20 protein-coding genes and 1 other annotated feature are annotated in these 17644 nt (G+C 53.0%); of the genes, 5 read left to right on the forward strand and 15 right to left on the reverse strand.

Annotated elements, in window-relative coordinates:
* Positions 1 to 19: 19 nt before the first annotated feature.
* Both K8W53_RS10645 and K8W53_RS10650 read right to left on the reverse strand, forming a co-directional pair.
* Entirely contained in the window at positions 20 to 763 is a 744-nt protein-coding gene (locus K8W53_RS10645) for a YciC family protein (protein WP_023203187.1), read from the reverse strand.
* A gap of 25 nt (positions 764 to 788) precedes the next feature.
* Complete coding sequence (locus K8W53_RS10650; RefSeq protein WP_000114955.1) at positions 789 to 1193, reverse strand: YkgJ family cysteine cluster protein; 405 nt, start codon at positions 1191 to 1193, stop codon at positions 789 to 791.
* Between the two features lie 335 nt (positions 1194 to 1528).
* Here K8W53_RS10650 and ompW point away from each other — a divergent pair, with 335 nt between their 5' ends.
* Positions 1529 to 2167 (forward strand): outer membrane protein OmpW, encoded by a 639-nt coding sequence (gene ompW, locus K8W53_RS10655; RefSeq protein ID WP_000714798.1) that lies wholly within the window; start codon positions 1529 to 1531, stop codon positions 2165 to 2167.
* A gap of 81 nt (positions 2168 to 2248) precedes the next feature.
* On the opposite strand, the gene K8W53_RS10660 is transcribed toward ompW, so the two are convergent.
* The 10 genes from K8W53_RS10660 to trpL all read right to left on the reverse strand — a co-directional run bounded on the left by K8W53_RS10660 (position 2249) and on the right by trpL (position 11649).
* On the reverse strand, positions 2249 to 3127 hold the full coding sequence (locus K8W53_RS10660; protein WP_000488353.1) for a manganese catalase family protein: 879 nt from the start codon (positions 3125 to 3127) through the stop codon (positions 2249 to 2251).
* Positions 3128 to 3146: 19 nt separating this feature from the next.
* Positions 3147 to 3653, reverse strand: a complete 507-nt coding sequence (locus K8W53_RS10665) for a ferritin-like domain-containing protein (RefSeq protein ID WP_001109977.1) — start codon at positions 3651 to 3653, stop codon at positions 3147 to 3149.
* Between the two features lie 73 nt (positions 3654 to 3726).
* Complete coding sequence (locus K8W53_RS10670; RefSeq protein ID WP_001022826.1) at positions 3727 to 4230, reverse strand: ferritin-like domain-containing protein; 504 nt, start codon at positions 4228 to 4230, stop codon at positions 3727 to 3729.
* Positions 4231 to 4319: 89 nt separating this feature from the next.
* Positions 4320 to 4502 carry a general stress protein gene (locus tag K8W53_RS10675; protein ID WP_000807657.1) on the reverse strand — a complete coding sequence of 61 codons (183 nt, stop codon included), beginning with the start codon at positions 4500 to 4502 and terminating at the stop codon, positions 4320 to 4322.
* 479 nt (positions 4503 to 4981) lie between these two features.
* Positions 4982 to 5788, reverse strand: a complete 807-nt coding sequence (trpA, locus tag K8W53_RS10680) for a tryptophan synthase subunit alpha (RefSeq protein ID WP_000443029.1) — start codon at positions 5786 to 5788, stop codon at positions 4982 to 4984.
* Positions 5788 to 6981 (reverse strand): tryptophan synthase subunit beta, encoded by a 1194-nt coding sequence (gene trpB, locus K8W53_RS10685; RefSeq protein ID WP_000209485.1) that lies wholly within the window; start codon positions 6979 to 6981, stop codon positions 5788 to 5790. Before trpB ends, trpA begins: the two co-directional genes overlap by 1 nt.
* A 9-nt stretch (positions 6982 to 6990) precedes the next feature.
* Positions 6991 to 8349: a bifunctional indole-3-glycerol-phosphate synthase TrpC/phosphoribosylanthranilate isomerase TrpF gene (trpCF, locus tag K8W53_RS10690; protein ID WP_023203184.1), complete on the reverse strand. Its 1359-nt coding sequence runs from the start codon at positions 8347 to 8349 to the stop codon at positions 6991 to 6993.
* Between the two features lie 3 nt (positions 8350 to 8352).
* Positions 8353 to 9948, reverse strand: a complete 1596-nt coding sequence (gene trpD / locus K8W53_RS10695) for a bifunctional anthranilate synthase glutamate amidotransferase component TrpG/anthranilate phosphoribosyltransferase TrpD (RefSeq protein WP_000763492.1) — start codon at positions 9946 to 9948, stop codon at positions 8353 to 8355.
* Positions 9948 to 11510 carry an anthranilate synthase component I gene (gene trpE / locus K8W53_RS10700; protein WP_058654693.1) on the reverse strand — a complete coding sequence of 521 codons (1563 nt, stop codon included), beginning with the start codon at positions 11508 to 11510 and terminating at the stop codon, positions 9948 to 9950. The genes trpD and trpE overlap by 1 nt, the downstream gene beginning before the upstream one ends.
* A 22-nt stretch (positions 11511 to 11532) precedes the next feature.
* Positions 11533 to 11628, reverse strand: a sequence feature (Trp leader region).
* Positions 11605 to 11649, reverse strand: coding sequence for a trp operon leader peptide (gene trpL / locus K8W53_RS10705; protein WP_010989026.1), 45 nt, complete (start codon positions 11647 to 11649; stop codon positions 11605 to 11607). (Overlaps the previous feature by 24 nt.)
* Positions 11650 to 11770: 121 nt before the next feature.
* Here trpL and rnm point away from each other — a divergent pair, with 121 nt between their 5' ends.
* The 3 genes from rnm to rluB all read left to right on the forward strand — a co-directional run bounded on the left by rnm (position 11771) and on the right by rluB (position 14256).
* Positions 11771 to 12652, forward strand: a complete 882-nt coding sequence (gene rnm / locus K8W53_RS10710; RefSeq protein WP_000500448.1) for an RNase RNM — start codon at positions 11771 to 11773, stop codon at positions 12650 to 12652.
* A gap of 7 nt (positions 12653 to 12659) precedes the next feature.
* Positions 12660 to 13280, forward strand: coding sequence for an L-threonylcarbamoyladenylate synthase (locus K8W53_RS10715; RefSeq protein WP_000077250.1), 621 nt, complete (start codon positions 12660 to 12662; stop codon positions 13278 to 13280).
* A 100-nt stretch (positions 13281 to 13380) separates the two neighbouring features.
* Positions 13381 to 14256 carry a 23S rRNA pseudouridine(2605) synthase RluB gene (rluB, locus tag K8W53_RS10720; protein WP_001291233.1) on the forward strand — a complete coding sequence of 292 codons (876 nt, stop codon included), beginning with the start codon at positions 13381 to 13383 and terminating at the stop codon, positions 14254 to 14256.
* Between the two features lie 86 nt (positions 14257 to 14342).
* Here the strand turns inward: rluB and cobO are convergent, their stop codons facing one another.
* Positions 14343 to 14933, reverse strand: a complete 591-nt coding sequence (cobO, locus tag K8W53_RS10725) for a cob(I)yrinic acid a,c-diamide adenosyltransferase (protein ID WP_001278865.1) — start codon at positions 14931 to 14933, stop codon at positions 14343 to 14345.
* A complete protein-coding gene (locus tag K8W53_RS10730; protein ID WP_000559310.1) occupies positions 14930 to 15691 on the reverse strand; it encodes a YciK family oxidoreductase in 762 nt (253 codons plus the stop codon). The genes cobO and K8W53_RS10730 overlap by 4 nt, the downstream gene beginning before the upstream one ends.
* A 237-nt stretch (positions 15692 to 15928) precedes the next feature.
* Here K8W53_RS10730 and sohB point away from each other — a divergent pair, with 237 nt between their 5' ends.
* The gene (gene sohB, locus K8W53_RS10735) at positions 15929 to 16975 is read left to right on the forward strand and encodes a protease SohB (RefSeq protein WP_023223894.1); all 1047 of its coding nucleotides are present in this window, start codon (positions 15929 to 15931) and stop codon (positions 16973 to 16975) included.
* Positions 16976 to 17016: 41 nt separating this feature from the next.
* Here the strand turns inward: sohB and K8W53_RS10740 are convergent, their stop codons facing one another.
* On the reverse strand, positions 17017 to 17268 hold the full coding sequence (locus K8W53_RS10740) for a YciN family protein (RefSeq protein ID WP_000548616.1): 252 nt from the start codon (positions 17266 to 17268) through the stop codon (positions 17017 to 17019).
* Positions 17269 to 17644 lie beyond the last annotated feature (376 nt).

Raw genomic sequence — 17644 nt, forward strand, 5'->3', positions numbered from 1 at the left:
CGTAACGGCGCATTGCGGATTATTGGCGAATCAACATATACAGGCGAAATAAGTAGATAAGCAATACTGCGGAAATCAGATTGCTCAACGTATTCGCCAGTACAGCGCCTACATTTGGGGTCAGTACAGCGAAGCTGGGCGCGAACAGCAATAGCAATGTTTTAGCCAGTAACCAGCCTATCACCGCAGGCGCGACCAGTTTCATGTTAGCCCAGGCTAAACGCATACTGCTGCGCATTGCGGCAAACACGCCCATTTTCTCTTCAACCAACATCACTGGCGCAAGCGCCAGCACAATGGCCATAATAATCCCCGGAACGACAATCAGCATTATACCGATTTGCACTAACAGGGTAGTCAGAAAAATAAGAATAAACAGTTTAGGCAATACAGGGGCGCTGGCGCCGATAGCGCGCAGCGCGCTAACCCGATGTCCCGCTGAAACTAACTGAATCATCAGGATGATACCGCCGGCCAGAATAGCGTTGCCGATAAGCCCGGAAAACGTCGAGGCGGCAGAGGCGCGCAACAGGATCTGCTGCTGCTCCGGCGTCATATTTTGTACCAGCTCAAACAGGCCAGCGCTGCCTGCCAGATGTTCTCCTTCACTGAGTTGCGCGATTTGCGCATCGCTGGGTGAAAAGGCATGACCTAAGACCACCGTGATAAATGCGCACAGCAACGAAACCAGCAAGATAGTAATAAATTGATTTCGGAAAAAATTTCCGGCGTCACGGTAAACGGACTTCGCCGTGATAGACATGCACTCTCCTTGAGTTTTGCAGGTGTTAATTTGCGGGCAATTGTACCCTGGATAACTCTACAGTGGCAGCATCAGCAGTTGTATGGAAAAGCATATCTTTGTAAAGCGGCGGTAATCCGTATCGCGCGCGGGCGCGATTGCACGCCTCATTCACTTCGCCTCCTTCGCCCGATATCGAAAATTCGCGACAGGTTGAAGGGCGGTTTTCATAAATAGCGCAACTGACGTTTTCACCCGGCGTGCCAATTAGCGCTTTACAGTGCGGCTGTTTTTGGTTGGTACCGGCCATACAACGTAAAAAAGGGGTAACGGGCTCGGTTAATGACGCCGGAACGCGTCCGCTGGCGTCGTCGCCTTCAGCCCAATAAAAGGAGACACGAAAATAGGCACAACAGGCACCGCATGTCATGCATGGGTTAAGAACGCTCATGATTCACCTGCAAAAACTCACGTATCAATAGATTACAACGGAAATTAATCTGTCCCGCAGTGTTCGCGAATCTTAACGCCACGCGCCATTGCGGGACATTGATTACCTTAGCCAGCCTTTATCGCCAGGGCAACAGAGCAGACAAATATTTGCATAGCGTGAATATGTCAAAATTGATCTGAATTCCTATAACCAGGATTTTCAATGCAAGTTCTAAATTAATCTGGATCAATAAATGTTAAATTATAAGAACAAATGTGATCTGTGTTAGATCACTTATTACTTCATTGTGGGTATATTCATCACGCTTTTATAACCATAACGATGGAGCGGGTATGAAAAAATTTACAGTGGCGGCACTGGCGTTAACAACTCTTCTCTCAGGCAGCGCGTTCGCGCACGAAGCCGGAGAATTCTTTATGCGTGCAGGTCCGGCAACCGTCAGACCTACAGAAGGGGCGGGTGGTACGCTGGGGCATTTAAACGGGTTTGATGTGAGTAATAACACGCAACTCGGCCTGACATTCACTTACATGGCGACGGACAATATCGGGGTTGAATTGCTGGCGGCTACGCCGTTCCGCCATAAGGTGGGTACGGGCGCGACGGGCGATATCGCCACGGTCCACCTGTTACCGCCAACGTTAATGGCGCAGTGGTACTTCGGCGATTCCAGCAGCAAAGTGCGTCCTTATGTCGGCGTGGGGGTGAACTACACCACCTTCTTCGATAACGACTTTAACGATAATGGTAAAAAGACCGGGCTGTCCGATCTGAGCTTTAAGGATTCCTGGGGCGCGGCAGGGCAAGTTGGGGTAGATTACCTGATTAACCGCGACTGGTTAATTGGCGCCTCTGTCTGGTACATGGATATTGATACTACCGCCAATTATAAAATGGGCGGCGTGCAGCAGCATGACAGCGTGCGTCTGGACCCATGGGTATTTATGTTCTCGGCAGGCTATCGTTTCTAATCGCATGATGTTGTGACGAAAAAAGACCCCGCCAGGCGGGGTCAAAAAAGGACATGACACACGGATTTTACTTGTCGGAACTCACTTGTCTTCTTTCGGTTCGCCGCAGCCTAGTTCTGCGCCAGTGAGAGGATCAACGGTGGGGTCCGATTTCGTTCTTTCTGCCATCGCTTTGAGCAGCGCCAACTGCTCGCGCGGCAATTTCACTGTCGCCAGGCCATCGCCGCCATCAACAGCAGGCATCGGTTCTGCGACATAGTTGAAGTTTTCATCGCTATTCCAGCTACCTCGCGGATCGTCGCCTTGCGACATGTTGTAGTACACGTCGGTATACTGTTCTACCGGCGGTAATTTACCCGGCGGGAAGTTGTTACGAATCGAATACAGCGCCTTTTCAAAAGAGAGCTGGTGCGCGACTTCACGGGTCATTAAGAAACTGAGCGTGTCTTTTACGCCAGGATCGTCGGTCAGGTTAATCAGGCGTTCATAAATAATCTTCGCTCGCGCCTCTGCCGCGATGTTTGAGCGTAGATCGGCTGTGACTTCGCCGATAGTATCAATATAAGCCGCGGTCCACGGTACGCCGCCGGAGTTTGTCAACGCAGGGCCGCCGCCATACAGCAGAGAGGTGATATGGCTGTCATTACCATTCTGCGTCAGCGAGCGATAAAGTTCCGCTTCGCTTTCGGTGCCTTCCGCCAGCTCGCCTTTAGCGCCTTTATTAAGCATTCCTACCAGTGAGCCGATAATTTCCAGATGACTCAGCTCCTCGGTGGCGATGTCCATTAACATCTCTCTACGACCGGCATCATCATCGCTTAAACCTTGCGTGAAGTAGCGGCAGGCGGCCGCCAGTTCGCCCTGCGGGCCGCCAAACTGTTCCAGCAGCAGGTTCGCTAATCCAGGATTAGGTTCGCTCACTCGCACAGTATATTGAAGTTGTTTTACGTGTCGAAACATATTGCCTCCTGCTTATTATTTATTTTTTGGCTTCAACGCCATCTGCTTCAGATCGCAGTAAAAATTGTTCCGTTGTCTGCGGAATATGTTTGATAAGCCAGTCAGCCATTTGCATTTCTTCTTTCAGAATGGCTTCAATCGTCGGAATTGAGGCAGTGTCGCCAGCTTTTTTTGCCGCCGCCAGCAGGGAGGTATAACAAGCAATTTCGAACTGCTCGAAAACATAACCGCTAATTGAGCCTTTGACAATTTCATCGGAAGGGAACATGCCACCGATAGATTGCCCCATTGCTGCCATTTTACTCATGGAGTCTTTCAACACCGAACGGGAAATGCCATTACGGTCCAACACTTCCTCGAGCATGGTAATTTGATGTTTGGTTTCACTAATATGTTGTTCAATTCTGGCTTTTATATCAGGGTAATTTTCAATACGGCTGGCCATAGATTCAAGCATCGATTCTGCCTGTTTTTCCATGGCATGGGCGTCACGAAGCCAGTCATGATAATGTTCAGTATAATTCATTTTACATTCCTCAATGCGTGATAATCTGCTCCGATAATAAAATCGGAATCATGCAAGCTGATAATTAAAAATATTATTTCGATTTGCGTTCAGCACTTTTATTAACATTGCTGACTGCTAAATCGGTAAGTTTTAAATCAGTTTGTTTTTCCTCGTCGAGGGTTTCTTTAAGCAGTTTTAATGCTTTGCTATAGCCGAGCTGCTCGGCCAGGGTGGCTAGCGTGCCGTAGCTGGCGATTTCGTAATGCTCGACTTTTTGCGCCGCGGCGATAAGCGCTGCATCGCGTACTTCGTTTTTCTCCGTACTTTCGATGACTTCATTGGCTTCTTCAATCAGCCCTTCCATAGCGACGCATTTCATTCTTTTCAGTTTAATGCCAGATTCAGATTCGACGATCTGATCAATACGTTCAATCTGACCCTGGGTTTCTTCAAGATGAGATTGAAAGGCCTGGCTTAATTTTTCATTGGACGTGGCTCTGGCAAGTTTAGAAAGAGCCTTGGTTAATTGTTTTTCTGCACTATAGGTATCTGAAAGTAGATGGATAAAAAGGTCTTCAACGGTTTTAATATTCATAAATCTAATTCTCCCGGGCAAAATACTGCGAGCCAGAAGACTCGCAGATTGCTTGATAAAAGCATGTGTTATATTTACATTACAGTAAATCAGGAATTATCGGATTTACGTCCGCCGTGACTATTCTGACCACCTTTTTTACCGGCTTCAGAAGCTCGTTGCGGATCGTTTTTGAAATTCCCACCGCTATGCTGACCGCCTTTGCGGCCCGCTTCAGATGCTTTTTCACGATTCTCGGCGAAATTTCCTGAACCACCACGATGTTCGGCCATATTATTTCTCCTGTCTCGTTGCTTGCTGAAAAAATCGGTTTTAACCGTGTCGACACCCTATTAAAATTAGTTGGTTAAACCGATTAGTCAAATTGACGGAAATAGTTGTGATTTACCGCGTAAATAACGCATAAAAAATGGTTTAGGGATAATATATTCTATATTTTCTTTTAGAATAAGCGATTTAACAGAAAATGCTTTGCATTGTTATTAATAACAAGCGTCACTATCTGCGGCCCTGGAAACGTTAATGCATTGTTTGTTGACATTTCTTTACATAAAGGCGGGGGAAATTGACGTGAAAACGCTAAATTTTTCGGCGTGATTAGGAGTTTTCTTAGCAAAAATTGACTTCAGACTTTTTGAAAGCTGGACAGGGAATAACACCAAAAAGATTGATGATCTACATCTGAATCGTGATTCTGGTTCGGCGCCAACCTCTCATTAAGCCGCCAGCGTTATGCTGACGGCTTAACCCGTTATGCGCGGCTGGCGGCTTTCATCGCTGAGACAAAGGACCTGAGCTCCGCCAACATCTGTTCGGGAGACGCGAGGTTTTTCTCGATAATCTTGACAATGGCTGAGCCGGAGATAGCGCCAGCCGCCCCGGCACGCACGGCCGCAGACACCTGTTCCGGCGAGGAGATACCGAAGCCCTGTAACGCAGGCGCGGCATGGTACTCTTTAAGCTTCTCAATGAGATGATGCAACGGCAATGCGCCACGGTTTTCCGCGCCGGTGACGCCCGAACGCGAAAGCAGGTAGGTGTAACCGCGGCCGTAAGATGCGACCTGGCGCAGAAGATCGTCATCCGCATTTGGCGGGCAGATGAAGATCGGCGCGATATTATGCCGTAACGCCGCCTGGCGGAAGGGGGCCGATTCTTCAACCGGGACATCTGCGACCAGCACGGAATCTACGCCAACCTGTTCACAGCGGGCATAGAACGCATCTATGCCGTTATTGAACACCAGATTCGCGTACATTAGCAGGCCAATCGGAATGGTCGGGTGTTTTTCACGAATCAGCGCCAGCATTTCAAAACACTGAGCTGGCGTGACGCCAGCGGCGAAGGCGCGTAAGTTCGCATTCTGGATGGTAGGGCCATCGGCCAGCGGATCGGAGAAGGGAACACCCAGTTCCAGAGCGTCGGCGCCAGCGTCAATCAGCGTGTCGATAATTTTCAGTGACTGTTCAATGCCAGGGTCGCCCAGGGTCACGAAGGGGACAAAAGCGCCTTCCCGGCGATCGTTGAGCTGTGCAAATAAATTTTCGTAGCGTTCCATCAGATTTCCCCTCGCGCTTTCAGGATATCGTGTACGGTAAAGATGTCTTTATCTCCGCGGCCAGAGAGATTGACCACCAGCAGTTGCTCTTTTTCCGGCTGCTCGCGCATCATTTTCAGAGCGTGCGCCAACGCGTGGGAGGATTCCAGCGCCGGGATAATTCCCTCATGGCGGCACAACGTTTTGAAGGCTTCCAGCGCCTCATCATCGGTAATGGAGACATAATCCGCGCGTCCGATGCTGTTCAGATACGCATGTTGCGGCCCAACGGACGGGAAATCGAGCCCGGCGGAAATGGAATAGGACTCTTCAATTTGCCCGTCTGCTGTTTGCATCATCGGCGCTTTCATCCCGAAATAGATGCCAACGCGACCATGTTTAAGCGGCGCGCCATGCTCGCCGGTTTCAATACCGTGACCGCCAGGTTCAACGCCTATTAGCCCGACGCTGGTATCATTAATAAAATCCGCAAACATCCCGATAGCGTTTGAGCCGCCACCGACGCAAGCGATAACGGCATCTGGCAGACGGCCCTCTTTGTCGAGGATTTGCGCTTTCGTCTCTTCGCCAATCATGCGTTGGAACTCGCGAACGATGGTGGGATAGGGATGCGGTCCTGCCGCCGTGCCGAGCATATAGTGCGCGGTTTCGTAACTACCGGACCAGTCGCGCAGCGCCTCGTTACAGGCATCTTTTAGCGTAGCGGAGCCGCTATGAACCGGGATGACCTCAGCGCCCATCAGACGCATACGGAAGACGTTCGGCGACTGGCGCTCAACGTCTTTGGCGCCCATATAGATACGGCATTTCAGACCCAGCAGGGCGCTGGCGAGCGCAGAGGCGACGCCGTGCTGACCGGCGCCGGTTTCAGCGATAATCTCGCTTTTCCCCATCCGTTTGGCCAGCAGCGCCTGACCCAGTACCTGATTGGTTTTGTGTGCGCCGCCGTGCAGTAAATCTTCGCGCTTTAAATACAACGTGGTACGCGTACCGGCGGTAATGTTCTGGCATTTCGTCAGCGCGGTGGGGCGTCCCGCGTAGTTTTTTAGCAGATCGGCGAATTGCGCCTGAAATTCAGGATCTTTTTGCGCGCTGACGAAGGCCTCTTCAAGCTGGTTCAGCGCAGGCATCAGGATCTGCGGCACATACATGCCGCCGAATTCACCAAAGTAGGGGTTGAGAAGTGTTGTCATGTTTTTTCCTTAATATGCGCGCAGTGTCTGAAAAACCGAGGCCAGAAGACGAGCATCTTTGATGCCCGGCTGTGACTCCACACCTGAATTAAAATCGAGACCGGCACAGCCGACTTGCGCCGCCTGGACGCAGTTATCGGCCGCCAGCCCGCCCGCCAGTAACACATCATCCAGCGGTTGCCCCTGTAGCAGTGACCAGTCGAAGCGCTGCCCGCTGCCGCCTTGCCCATTGTCGAAAATGTATTTATCGACATGGTGATAATCGCGTGCGGGAAGGGCATCGCTAACGCTCAGCGCCTTCCAGATTTGCACATTGCGCGGCAACGCCTCGCGCAGCGCGTTGACATACGCCTGGTCTTCGCTGCCATGTAGCTGTACGGCAGAAAGCGACAGGACGGCGGCTTTCTGGCAAACATCGGCGATATCAGCGTTCTGGAAAACGCCGACATACTGCAATGGCGCGCCGCTTATCACTTCTCGCGCCTGCTCAATGCTCACCGCGCGCGGAGATGAGGGCACAAAAATCAACCCGCCATATATTGCGCCAGCGTCACAGGCAGCTTTAGCGTCCTGGGCGCGGGTCAGGCCGCAGACTTTATTCTCGCCAAGCAGCACGCGACGGACGGCGGCGTTAAGATCGTCATGCGCCATTAACGCCGAGCCAATTAAAAAACCGTTGGCGAAGTGGCTCAGTTCGCGTACCTGACCATAGGTGTTAATCCCGGACTCGCTGATGACAGTCACGCCGTGGCCCAGTTTTGGCGCCAGCTGGCGGGTGCGATTCAAATCAATCGACAGATCGCGCAGATCACGATTGTTGATACCTACCACTTTTGCGCCTAACGCTATCGCGCGCTCCCGTTCTTCGTCATTACTGACTTCCGTGAGCACGCCCATTTTCAGACTGTGCGCGACGGCGGAGAGTTGGCGATACTGTTCGTCATCCAGAACCGAGAGCATCAGTAAACAGGCATCGGCCTGATAGTAACGGGCAAGGTAGATCTGATAGGGATCGATAATAAAATCCTTACACAGAATCGGCTGCGGCGCGCTTTGGCTAACGACCGGCAGAAAATCGAAGCTCCCCTGAAAATATTTTTCGTCGGTGAGCACCGAGATCGCCGAGGCGTAATGTTGATAAATACTGGCAATACGCGCCGGATCGAAATCGTCGCGAATCACGCCTTTTGATGGCGATGCTTTCTTACACTCCAGAATAAAGGCGGTACGCGCGCCCTGGAGCGCATCATAAAAATGGCGTGTACTTGGCTGGATCTCATTTTGAAAGCTGGCCAGCGGCTGTTGCTGTTTGCGGGCTTCTACCCAAATCGCCTTGTCTGCGACGATTTTCGCTAAAACGGTTTGCATTATTTACCCTCTTGCCGCCAGTGCGGTGACTCTGTCATATGCGGTGCCGTTGCGCAGAACATCAAGCACGGTTTGCGCGTTGGCCTTGAGATCTTCCTGACCATGCAGACGCATCAGCATCGCCACGTTGGCGGCGACGGCGGCCTCATGCGCGGCATCGCCTTTACCTTGTAATAACCGCGTCAGAATGTCACGGTTTTCTTCCGGCGTGCCGCCAGCCAACTGATCCTGATGGTAAGGCGTCAGGCCAAAATCCTCCGCCGTAAGTTGATAGCTTTTAATTTCGCCGTCATGCAGCTCCGCGACAATCGTCGGCGCATGGAGCGAAACCTCATCCATGCCGCCGCTATGTACTACCGCCGCGCGCTGATAGCCCAGTACCCTTAAGGTTTCCGCAATCGGCAGCACCAGTTCCGGACTATAGACGCCAATCAATGCCAGCGGCGGATGCGCCGGGTTGATCAGCGGGCCGAGTACGTTGAACAGGGTTCGCGTTTTTAACTGTTGGCGAACCGGCATCGCGTGACGGAATCCGGTGTGATATTTCGGCGCGAACAGGAAACAGACGCCCAGTTCATCTAACGCCTGACGTGATTTATCGGCGTTCATATCCAGATTAATACCGAACGCCGCCAGCAGATCGGATGACCCCGATTTGCTGGACACGCTACGGTTGCCGTGTTTCGCCACTTTCAGTCCACAGGCCGCTGCGACAAAGGCGCTGGCGGTAGAGATATTGATACTGTTACTGCCATCGCCGCCGGTACCAACGATATCCGCAAACAGATACTCCGGGCGCGGGAACGGGGCGGCATTTTCCAGCAACGCAGTGGCGGCGCCGGCAATTTCATTGGGATGCTCGCCGCGAATTTTCATGCTCACCAGCGCGGCGGCGAGCTGTTCAGGCTTAAGTTCGCCGCGGACGACCGCCGAAAACAACTGGTGGCTCTCTTGTTGCGTCAGAGTTTGCGCCTGATAGAGTTTCTCCAGAATCGGCTGTAGGGTGTTGGTCGGTTCCAGCTTTTGCTGCGCCCAGGCTAATGTTTGCTCCAGCAGACGCGCGCCCTGCGTCGTCAGGATGGACTCAGGATGAAATTGAAAACCGCAAACGCGATCCGCATCATGACGTACCGCCATCACCATGCCGTTGAAATGGGCGTTAATAGTTAGCCCGGCAGGAACATTACTGCCGACCAGCGAATGATAACGCGCGACCGGTAGCGGATTCGCCAGCCCGGCGAACATCGCCTGACCGTCATGTTCAATGCTGGAGGCTTTGCCATGCAGGATTTCTCCCGCCTGACCGACATAACCGCCGTAAGCTTCGACAATCGCCTGATGCCCCAGACAAATGCCGATGATCGGTAACTTGCCGCGTAGTCGGGTCAGCAGCTCCGGCATACAGCCTGCCTCGCTGGGAACGCCCGGACCGGGGGAGAGCATTAGCACCGGATTTTTCATTGTCGCCAGGCGATCGATAAGCGTCTGCGCCGGAATATGGTTACGGTAAATCACCACGTTATGACCGTTGGTCCGTAGCTGATCTGCCAGGTTCCAGGTAAACGAGTCGATGTTATCGAGCAGCAGAATATCAGCCATCAGAAGGTCTCCTGTGCATGATGCGCGGTGGCGATAGCACGCAATACGGCGCGCGCTTTATTACGGGTTTCATCGGCTTCAGACTGCGGAACCGAGTCCAGCACAATTCCGGCGCCCGCCTGTACGGTGGCGATACCGTTCTCCACCAGCGCGGAGCGGATAACAATACAGGTGTCCAGATCGCCGTGGGCGGTGAAGTAACCGACCGCGCCGCCATAGCTGCCGCGGCGCTGTCCTTCCGCATCGGCAATCAACTGCATGGCGCGTACTTTCGGCGCGCCGCTCAGGGTGCCCATGTTCATGCAGGCGCGATAGGCGTGCAGCGCGTCGAGATCGTGACGCAGTTCGCCCACCACCCGGGAAACCAGATGCATCACGTACGAATAGCGGTCAACTTTTGTCAGATCGGCAACGTAGCGACTGCCCGGCGTACAGATGCGCGCCAGGTCATTGCGCGCCAGATCGACCAGCATCAGATGTTCGGAAAGCTCTTTATGGTCGGTACGCATGTCCAGCTCAATACGGCTGTCGAGATCTCTGTCCAGCGTACCATCGGCGCGGCGACCGCGTGGACGGGTACCCGCGATGGGGTAAATCTCAATCTGACGACTGGCGGCGTCATATTTCAGCGAGCTTTCCGGCGACGCGCCGAAAAGCGTGAAATCATTATCCTGCATAAAGAACATATACGGGCTGGGGTTGCTCTTTTTCAGCACGTAGTAGGCAGCCAACGGCGACGGGCAGGGCAGTGAAAAGCGGCGCGACGGCACCACCTGAAATATCTCCCCCGCGCGGATGGCTTTTTGCAACTGGCGTACCACCGCGCCGAACGCGTCATCGCTTTGATTGCATTCGCAGCGCATGTCCGGCACTGGCGTGACCGGCAACGACGGCGCAGGCTGGGTTAACTGTTGGCTAAGGTAGGCCAGGCGGGCGTTCAGGCGCTGTTTTTCCCGGTCACTGGCGGTGAACAGACTGGCCTGAATACGGGTGCTTTTTTTCTGATGATCTATCACCATTAGCGTTTCCGCTAAATAAAAGCAGTAGTCCGGGCAGTTATTGCCAGCCTCAAGGTGTGGCAGCGCTTCAAAGCCAGCGACCAGGTCGTAGGCAAACAGACCGCCGAAAAACATAGCCTCCCGCTCTTGCGTTGGTATGTTCACCACCCCCTGTAATAGGCGGAACGCATCAAATACCGACAGAGAGCATAAACGGGCGTCTTCATCTAATAATGGGCTGACGGGGGGAAAGCGTAGAATGCGACCGGCAGGCAGGACTTCGTTCTCCACGCCAGCGGGCAGGGCGGTATCCAGTAGCGGTAATAACGAGGCGCCATTATCAGATAACGCCTGAATAGTGACAGTGTCACATAAAGCGGTAATGCGCAGCGCGCTATCCACCAGCAGCAGGCTTTTTAAATCGTCTTTACTGTCGATATCTGCGGACTCCAGCAGCAGCGTGGCCGGGCGATCGCCGCAGACCTGGTGAAAAAGCGCCGTTGGGTTTTCCCGGTAGGCGGCATCGCAGGTTAACAGTTCGAGCGTGGGTTTTGGTGTTTGCATGGTTATTCTCATTATTTTGTTCAAAAAAAAGCCCGCTTAACAGGCGGGCCGGGTATCGTTTGGCTGATTACAGCTGTTCATACACCGCCCGCTATCAGGAAGTGCGCCACCAACCGTGTAATGCAAATGTCGCTGCCATTTTAGATACCCTCTTCATGTGAACTTTCGTACTAGTTAACTAGTTCGATGGAATAATGTCAACACCTATTTCAGTATATTTGCCGGAACCGTTATGATGTACATGACATACCTTTATCTCTATGGGAGCCGCCTTGAGCGACACGAATTACGCAGTGATTTACGATCTGCACAGTCATACCACGGCGTCCGATGGACTGTTGACGCCAGAAACATTAGTACACCGTGCGGTAGAGATGCGAGTCGGCACGCTGGCGATTACCGATCATGACACCACAGCCGCGATTCCTGCGGCAAGAGAAGAAATTTCACGTTCCGGGCTGGCCCTGAATCTTATTCCCGGCGTGGAGATTTCAACGGTCTGGGAGAATCATGAGATTCACATTGTGGGTCTGAATATTGATATTGCGCACCCGGCAATGCGCGATTTTCTGGCGCAGCAGACACAGCGGCGTCAGGCACGCGGTCGGCTCATTGCGGAGCGTCTGGAAAAAGCTCATATTCCCGGCGCGTGGGAAGGGGCATTGAGACTGGCCAATGGCGGAGCGGTGACGCGCGGCCACTTCGCCCGCTTTCTGGTGGAGTGCGGCAAAGCCGCGACCATGGCGGATGTTTTTAAAAAATATCTCGCGCGTGGGAAAACCGGTTACGTTCCGCCGCAGTGGTGTACAATAGAACAAGCTATTGATGTCATTCATCATTCTGGCGGTAAGGCGGTGTTGGCCCATCCGGGACGCTACGATCTTAGCGCTAAGTGGCTGAAAAGATTAGTGGCGCATTTTGCCGACCATCACGGCGACGCGATGGAAGTGGCGCAGTGCCAACAATCGCCCAATGAACGCACCCAACTGGCGACGCTTGCGCGTCAGCATCATTTATGGGCATCGCTTGGATCTGATTTCCATCAGCCCTGCCCGTGGATTGAGTTGGGGCGTAAACTCTGGCTGCCCGCTGGCGTTGAAGGCGTATGGCAGACATGGGAACAGCCGCAAATATCACAGTGAGGGAAGTATGAGCCAGTTTTTTTATATCCATCCGGATAACCCACAGCAACGGCTAATTAATCAGGCCGTCGACATTGTGCGTAAAGGCGGTGTTATTGTTTATCCAACCGATTCCGGCTATGCCCTTGGTTGTAAAATTGAAGACAAAGGCGCAATGGAGCGCATTTGCCGCATCCGTCATCTGCCGGACGGCCACAACTTCACGCTGATGTGCCGCGATTTGTCCGAGTTGTCGACCTACTCCTACGTCGACAACGTGGCGTTTCGTCTGATGAAAAACAATACGCCGGGTAACTACACCTTTATCCTGAAGGGAACAAAAGAGGTGCCGCGCCGTCTGTTGCAGGAAAAGCGTAAAACTATCGGCCTGCGCGTACCGTCAAACCCGATTGCGCTGGCGTTATTGGATACGCTGGGCGAACCGATGCTCTCGACGTCGTTGATGCTGCCTGGCAGCGACTTTACCGAGTCGGACCCGGAGGAGATTAAAGATCGGCTGGAGAAGCAGGTGGATCTGATCATCCACGGCGGTTACCTCGGTCAACAGCCTACCACGGTAATCGATTTGACCAATGACTCCCCGGTGGTGCTGCGCGAAGGCGTCGGCGACGTTACACCTTTCTTATAAGGGCGTAAGCCTGTATACTACGCGGCCTTAAAATGGCGCGGCAACGCGCCGTTCATTCTCCTGTTCGACGCCTGTGAAGGCGACACCTGAAGGAAGCTCTATGAGCGAAAAGTTACAAAAAGTGCTGGCGCGCGCTGGCCACGGCTCTCGCCGTGAAATCGAATCCATTATTGAAGCGGGACGTGTCAGCGTTGACGGTAAAATCGCCACGCTTGGCGATCGTGTTGAAGTCACTCCCGGTTTGAAAATCCGTATCGACGGTCACCTGATTTCGGTGAAAGAGTCGGCGGAACAAATTTGCCGCGTTCTGGCCTATTACAAACCAGAAGGTGAACTGTGTACCCGCAATGACCCTGAAGGGCGACCAACCGTTTTTGATCGCTTACCGAAACTGCGCGGCGCGCGGTGGATTGCGGTAGGACGTCTGGATGTCAACACCTGCGGGCTATTGTTATTTACCACCGACGGTGAACTGGCGAACCGCCTGATGCACCCTAGTCGTGAAGTTGAACGTGAATATGCCGTGCGCGTGTTCGGTCAGGTGGATGAATCGAAACTGCGTGATTTAAGCCGTGGCGTACAGTTGGAAGATGGTCCGGCGGCATTTAAGACCATTAAATTCAGCGGCGGCGAAGGCATTAACCAGTGGTATAACGTGACGCTGACGGAAGGGCGCAACCGCGAAGTTCGCCGACTGTGGGAAGCGGTAGGCGTTCAGGTCAGCCGTCTGATCCGCGTTCGTTACGGCGATATCCCGCTGCCGAAAGGCCTGCCGCGCGGCGGCTGGACTGAGCTCGACCTCGCGCAAACGAACTATCTGCGTGGTCTGGTAGAGCTCCCGCCGGAAACCTCGTCGAAGGTTGCCGTCGAAAAAGACCGTCGTCGTATGAAAGCGAACCAGATCCGTCGGGCGGTAAAACGCCACAGCCAGATAGCTGGCGGACGCCGCTCCGGTGGGCGTAATAACAACGGGTAATCTCTACCGCAGTCTATAGGCCGAGAATCATCAGACAAGAGGGTTTGTGCCGGATGGCGGCGCAAACGCCTTAATCCGGCCTACGGTTAATAATCAATTCCCATCTGGGCTTTTACGCCCGCGTCGAAAGCATGTTTAACCGGACGCAGTTCGCTGACGGTATCCGCAAGATCAAGAATATCCCGGTGACAGCCGCGACCTGTAATAATCACCGTCTGGTGACCAGGGCGCGCGTTTAGCGCGCTTATGACCTCTTCCAGCGGCAAATAGTCATACGCCACCATATAGGTCAGCTCATCCAGGACCACCATATCAAGCAGCGGATCGGCCAGCATTCGTTTCCCATGCTGCCAAACGGCCATACATGCTGCGGTGTCTGCCTCGCGATTTTGCGTCTCCCAGGTAAATCCCGTTGCCATCACCTGAAATTCGACGCCATGCGGTTCCAGCAGATTACGCTCGCCGTTGGGCCAGGTGCCTTTAATAAATTGCACCACGCCTACGCTTTTACCGTGTCCTACGGCGCGGGCGGCAGTTCCGAAAGCCGCCGTGGTTTTGCCCTTACCATTGCCAGTAAACACGATAATAATACCGCGCTCTTCCTGTGCCTGGGCGACACGGGCGTCAACCCGATCTTTTACCTTCTGCTGGCGCTGCTGATAACGTTCATCACTCATTGGGCGATTCCTGGTTTACGGCCCGGTTGGGCGTCAAAGGTCATACCGGTTTTACGGCGACTGTCGTCGCCCATAAGCCACAGGTAAAGCGGCATAATATCGGCAGGCGTTTTTAATTTCTGTGGATCTTCCGTCGGAAAGGCGCTGGCGCGCATACTGGTGCGCGTGCCGCCCGGGTTAATGCAGTTAACACGCAGAGAACGGTTCTGGTATTCGTCCGCCAGCACCTGCATCATTCCTTCAGTAGCAAACTTCGAGGTGGCATAGGCGCCCCAGTTGGCGCGTCCCTGACGGCCAACGCTTGATGACGTAAAGACCAGCGAGCCGGCATCGGACTTCAGCAATAACGGTAACAGCGCCTGGGTGAGCATAAAGGTGGCATTAACGTTTACCTGCATGACATCCTGCCAGATCTGCGGATCTTGTTCGCTCATTGGACCGATTTCCCCCAGTAACCCGGCATTGTGCAGGACGCCATCCAGGCGGGGATAGTGCGCGGCGATGCGGTCGGCCACTTGCCGGCACTCTTCAGCGGTGCAGGTCAGTAGATCAAGCGTAAACCACTGTGGTTGAACATGTTGCTCGTCAGCAATGTGCTGCGCGACCCGACGCAGTTTCTCTTCGTTACGTCCCAGCAGAATCACCGTTGCGCCGTAACGCGCATACGTGAGCGCGGCTTCCCGCCCAATGCCATCGCTGGCGCCAGTGACCAGAATAATGCGGTTTTGCAATAGATCTTGTTTCGGTTGGTAATGCATGGCTACTCCTCAACGGCGTGGTGCACCGTCCTGCCAGGTTGTCTTATCTTCGCGTTAACTTTTCGGGTTTATGCCTGAAAGCGCCTTTTTTTTCAATCAGACAGGGGCGATAACGCCGTAAAATGAACGTCTTGTCATACTTTTTCTTCCTCAACAGGCATACGGATGAAGAGAGACTGACTTCGATGCCTGTTGTACACTGAGCGCAAGTCGCGTTATTTAATCAAGGTGGGAGTCGTGGAATTGTTGTCTGAATATGGCTTATTTTTGGCAAAAATCGTCACCGTTGTGGTGGCCATTGCCGTCATTGTGCTGCTGATCGTGAATGCTACGCAACGCAAACGTCAGCGCGGTGAGCTGCGCGTGACCAATTTGAGCGAGCAGTATCAGGAGATGAAGGATGACCTTGCTGCGGCGTTGATGGATGGCCATCAGCAAAAACTGTGGCATAAAGCGCAGAAAAAAAAGCATAAGCAGGAGGCGAAAGCCGCCAAAGCAAAAGCGAAGCTGGGGGACATTGCGACATCGGACAAACCGCGCGTATGGGTGATAGATTTCAAAGGCAGTATGGATGCTCACGAAGTTAATGCGTTACGCGAAGAGGTCACGGCGGTGCTGGCAGTGGCGAAACCCGGCGATCGGGCGGTTGTGCGTCTGGAAAGCCCCGGTGGCGTTGTGCACGGCTATGGCCTGGCGGCATCGCAATTGCAGCGCCTGCGCGATAAAAATATTCCGCTGACCGTGACGGTGGATAAAGTCGCGGCAAGCGGAGGCTACATGATGGCCTGCGTGGCGGAAAAAATTATTGCGGCGCCGTTCGCTATTGTGGGGTCAATTGGTGTTGTCGCGCAAATTCCGAACTTTAATCGCTTTCTCAAAAGTAAAGACATTGATATTGAACTGCATACCGCAGGGCAGTACAAACGTACCCTGACATTGTTAGGCGAGAATACGGAAGAAGGGCGGCAGAAGTTTCGTGAAGATCTCAACGAAACGCACCATCTGTTCAAAGAGTTTGTGCAGCGGATGCGTCCGGCTCTGGACATTGAACAGGTCGCCACGGGCGAACACTGGTACGGTCAGCGGGCGCTGGAGAAAGGACTGGTTGATGAGATTAACACCAGCGATGAGGTTATCCTCGGCCTGATGGAAGGGCGTGAGGTGCTGAATGTGCGCTATATGCAGCGTAAAAAACTGATCGATCGTGTTACCGGCAGCGCGGCGGAAAGCGCGGATCGGCTGCTGCTGCGCTGGTGGCAGCGTGGACAAAAGCCGTTGATGTAAACCGCTATTGCCGGATGGCATTCAGCGCCATCCGGCATGGATTAATCAACCAGGTGATACTTCTCAGACAGCACATGCGCCAGGTGTTTAAACATGTTAAACACCGCGGTGCTTTTAGGGGTCGGTAACCCTTGCTCGTCTAAAAAGTAATCGCCGCTGAAAACCAGCACGCCATTTCTCTGCGTTACGCCGGTGGCGACAATACCTGCCATCGTGTCTTCATGTTCCCGAATAATTTTGTTGGCTTCAAGCAACAGTGTTTCGCGATCGATAGGTTGCGTCTCTTTATGCATTTTTTACTCCTTAAACAAGGAGATTAGTCTACGCTGAGCACTTCTGATGGGCAAATATTCTCACAGGAAATTGATGGATTTGTCATGTTGCGTTCACTGGCAAGATTTGTTTTTGCATGCTAATAAAGTTGCGTATCGAATTTTATCAGGTACAGTGTGACGCTTTCGTCAATCTGGCAACAGAATTGCTTGACATTCGACCAAAATTCCGTCGTGCTATAGCGCGTGTGTGCAAAAAAGCCTGTTAACTCAGTCACCTGAGGGTTACATTTCGTACACAAAGCCAGTACAAGGGGTTGATATCCGCAGACGCAGAGACCATATATCGTTGTCTCGTCGCCAGTGGAAGGTGAATCAACGTGCGACGCATTCCTGG

Source organism: Salmonella sp. A29-2, assembly GCF_020150755.1.
Classification (GTDB): Bacteria; Pseudomonadota; Gammaproteobacteria; order Enterobacterales; family Enterobacteriaceae; genus Salmonella; species Salmonella enterica.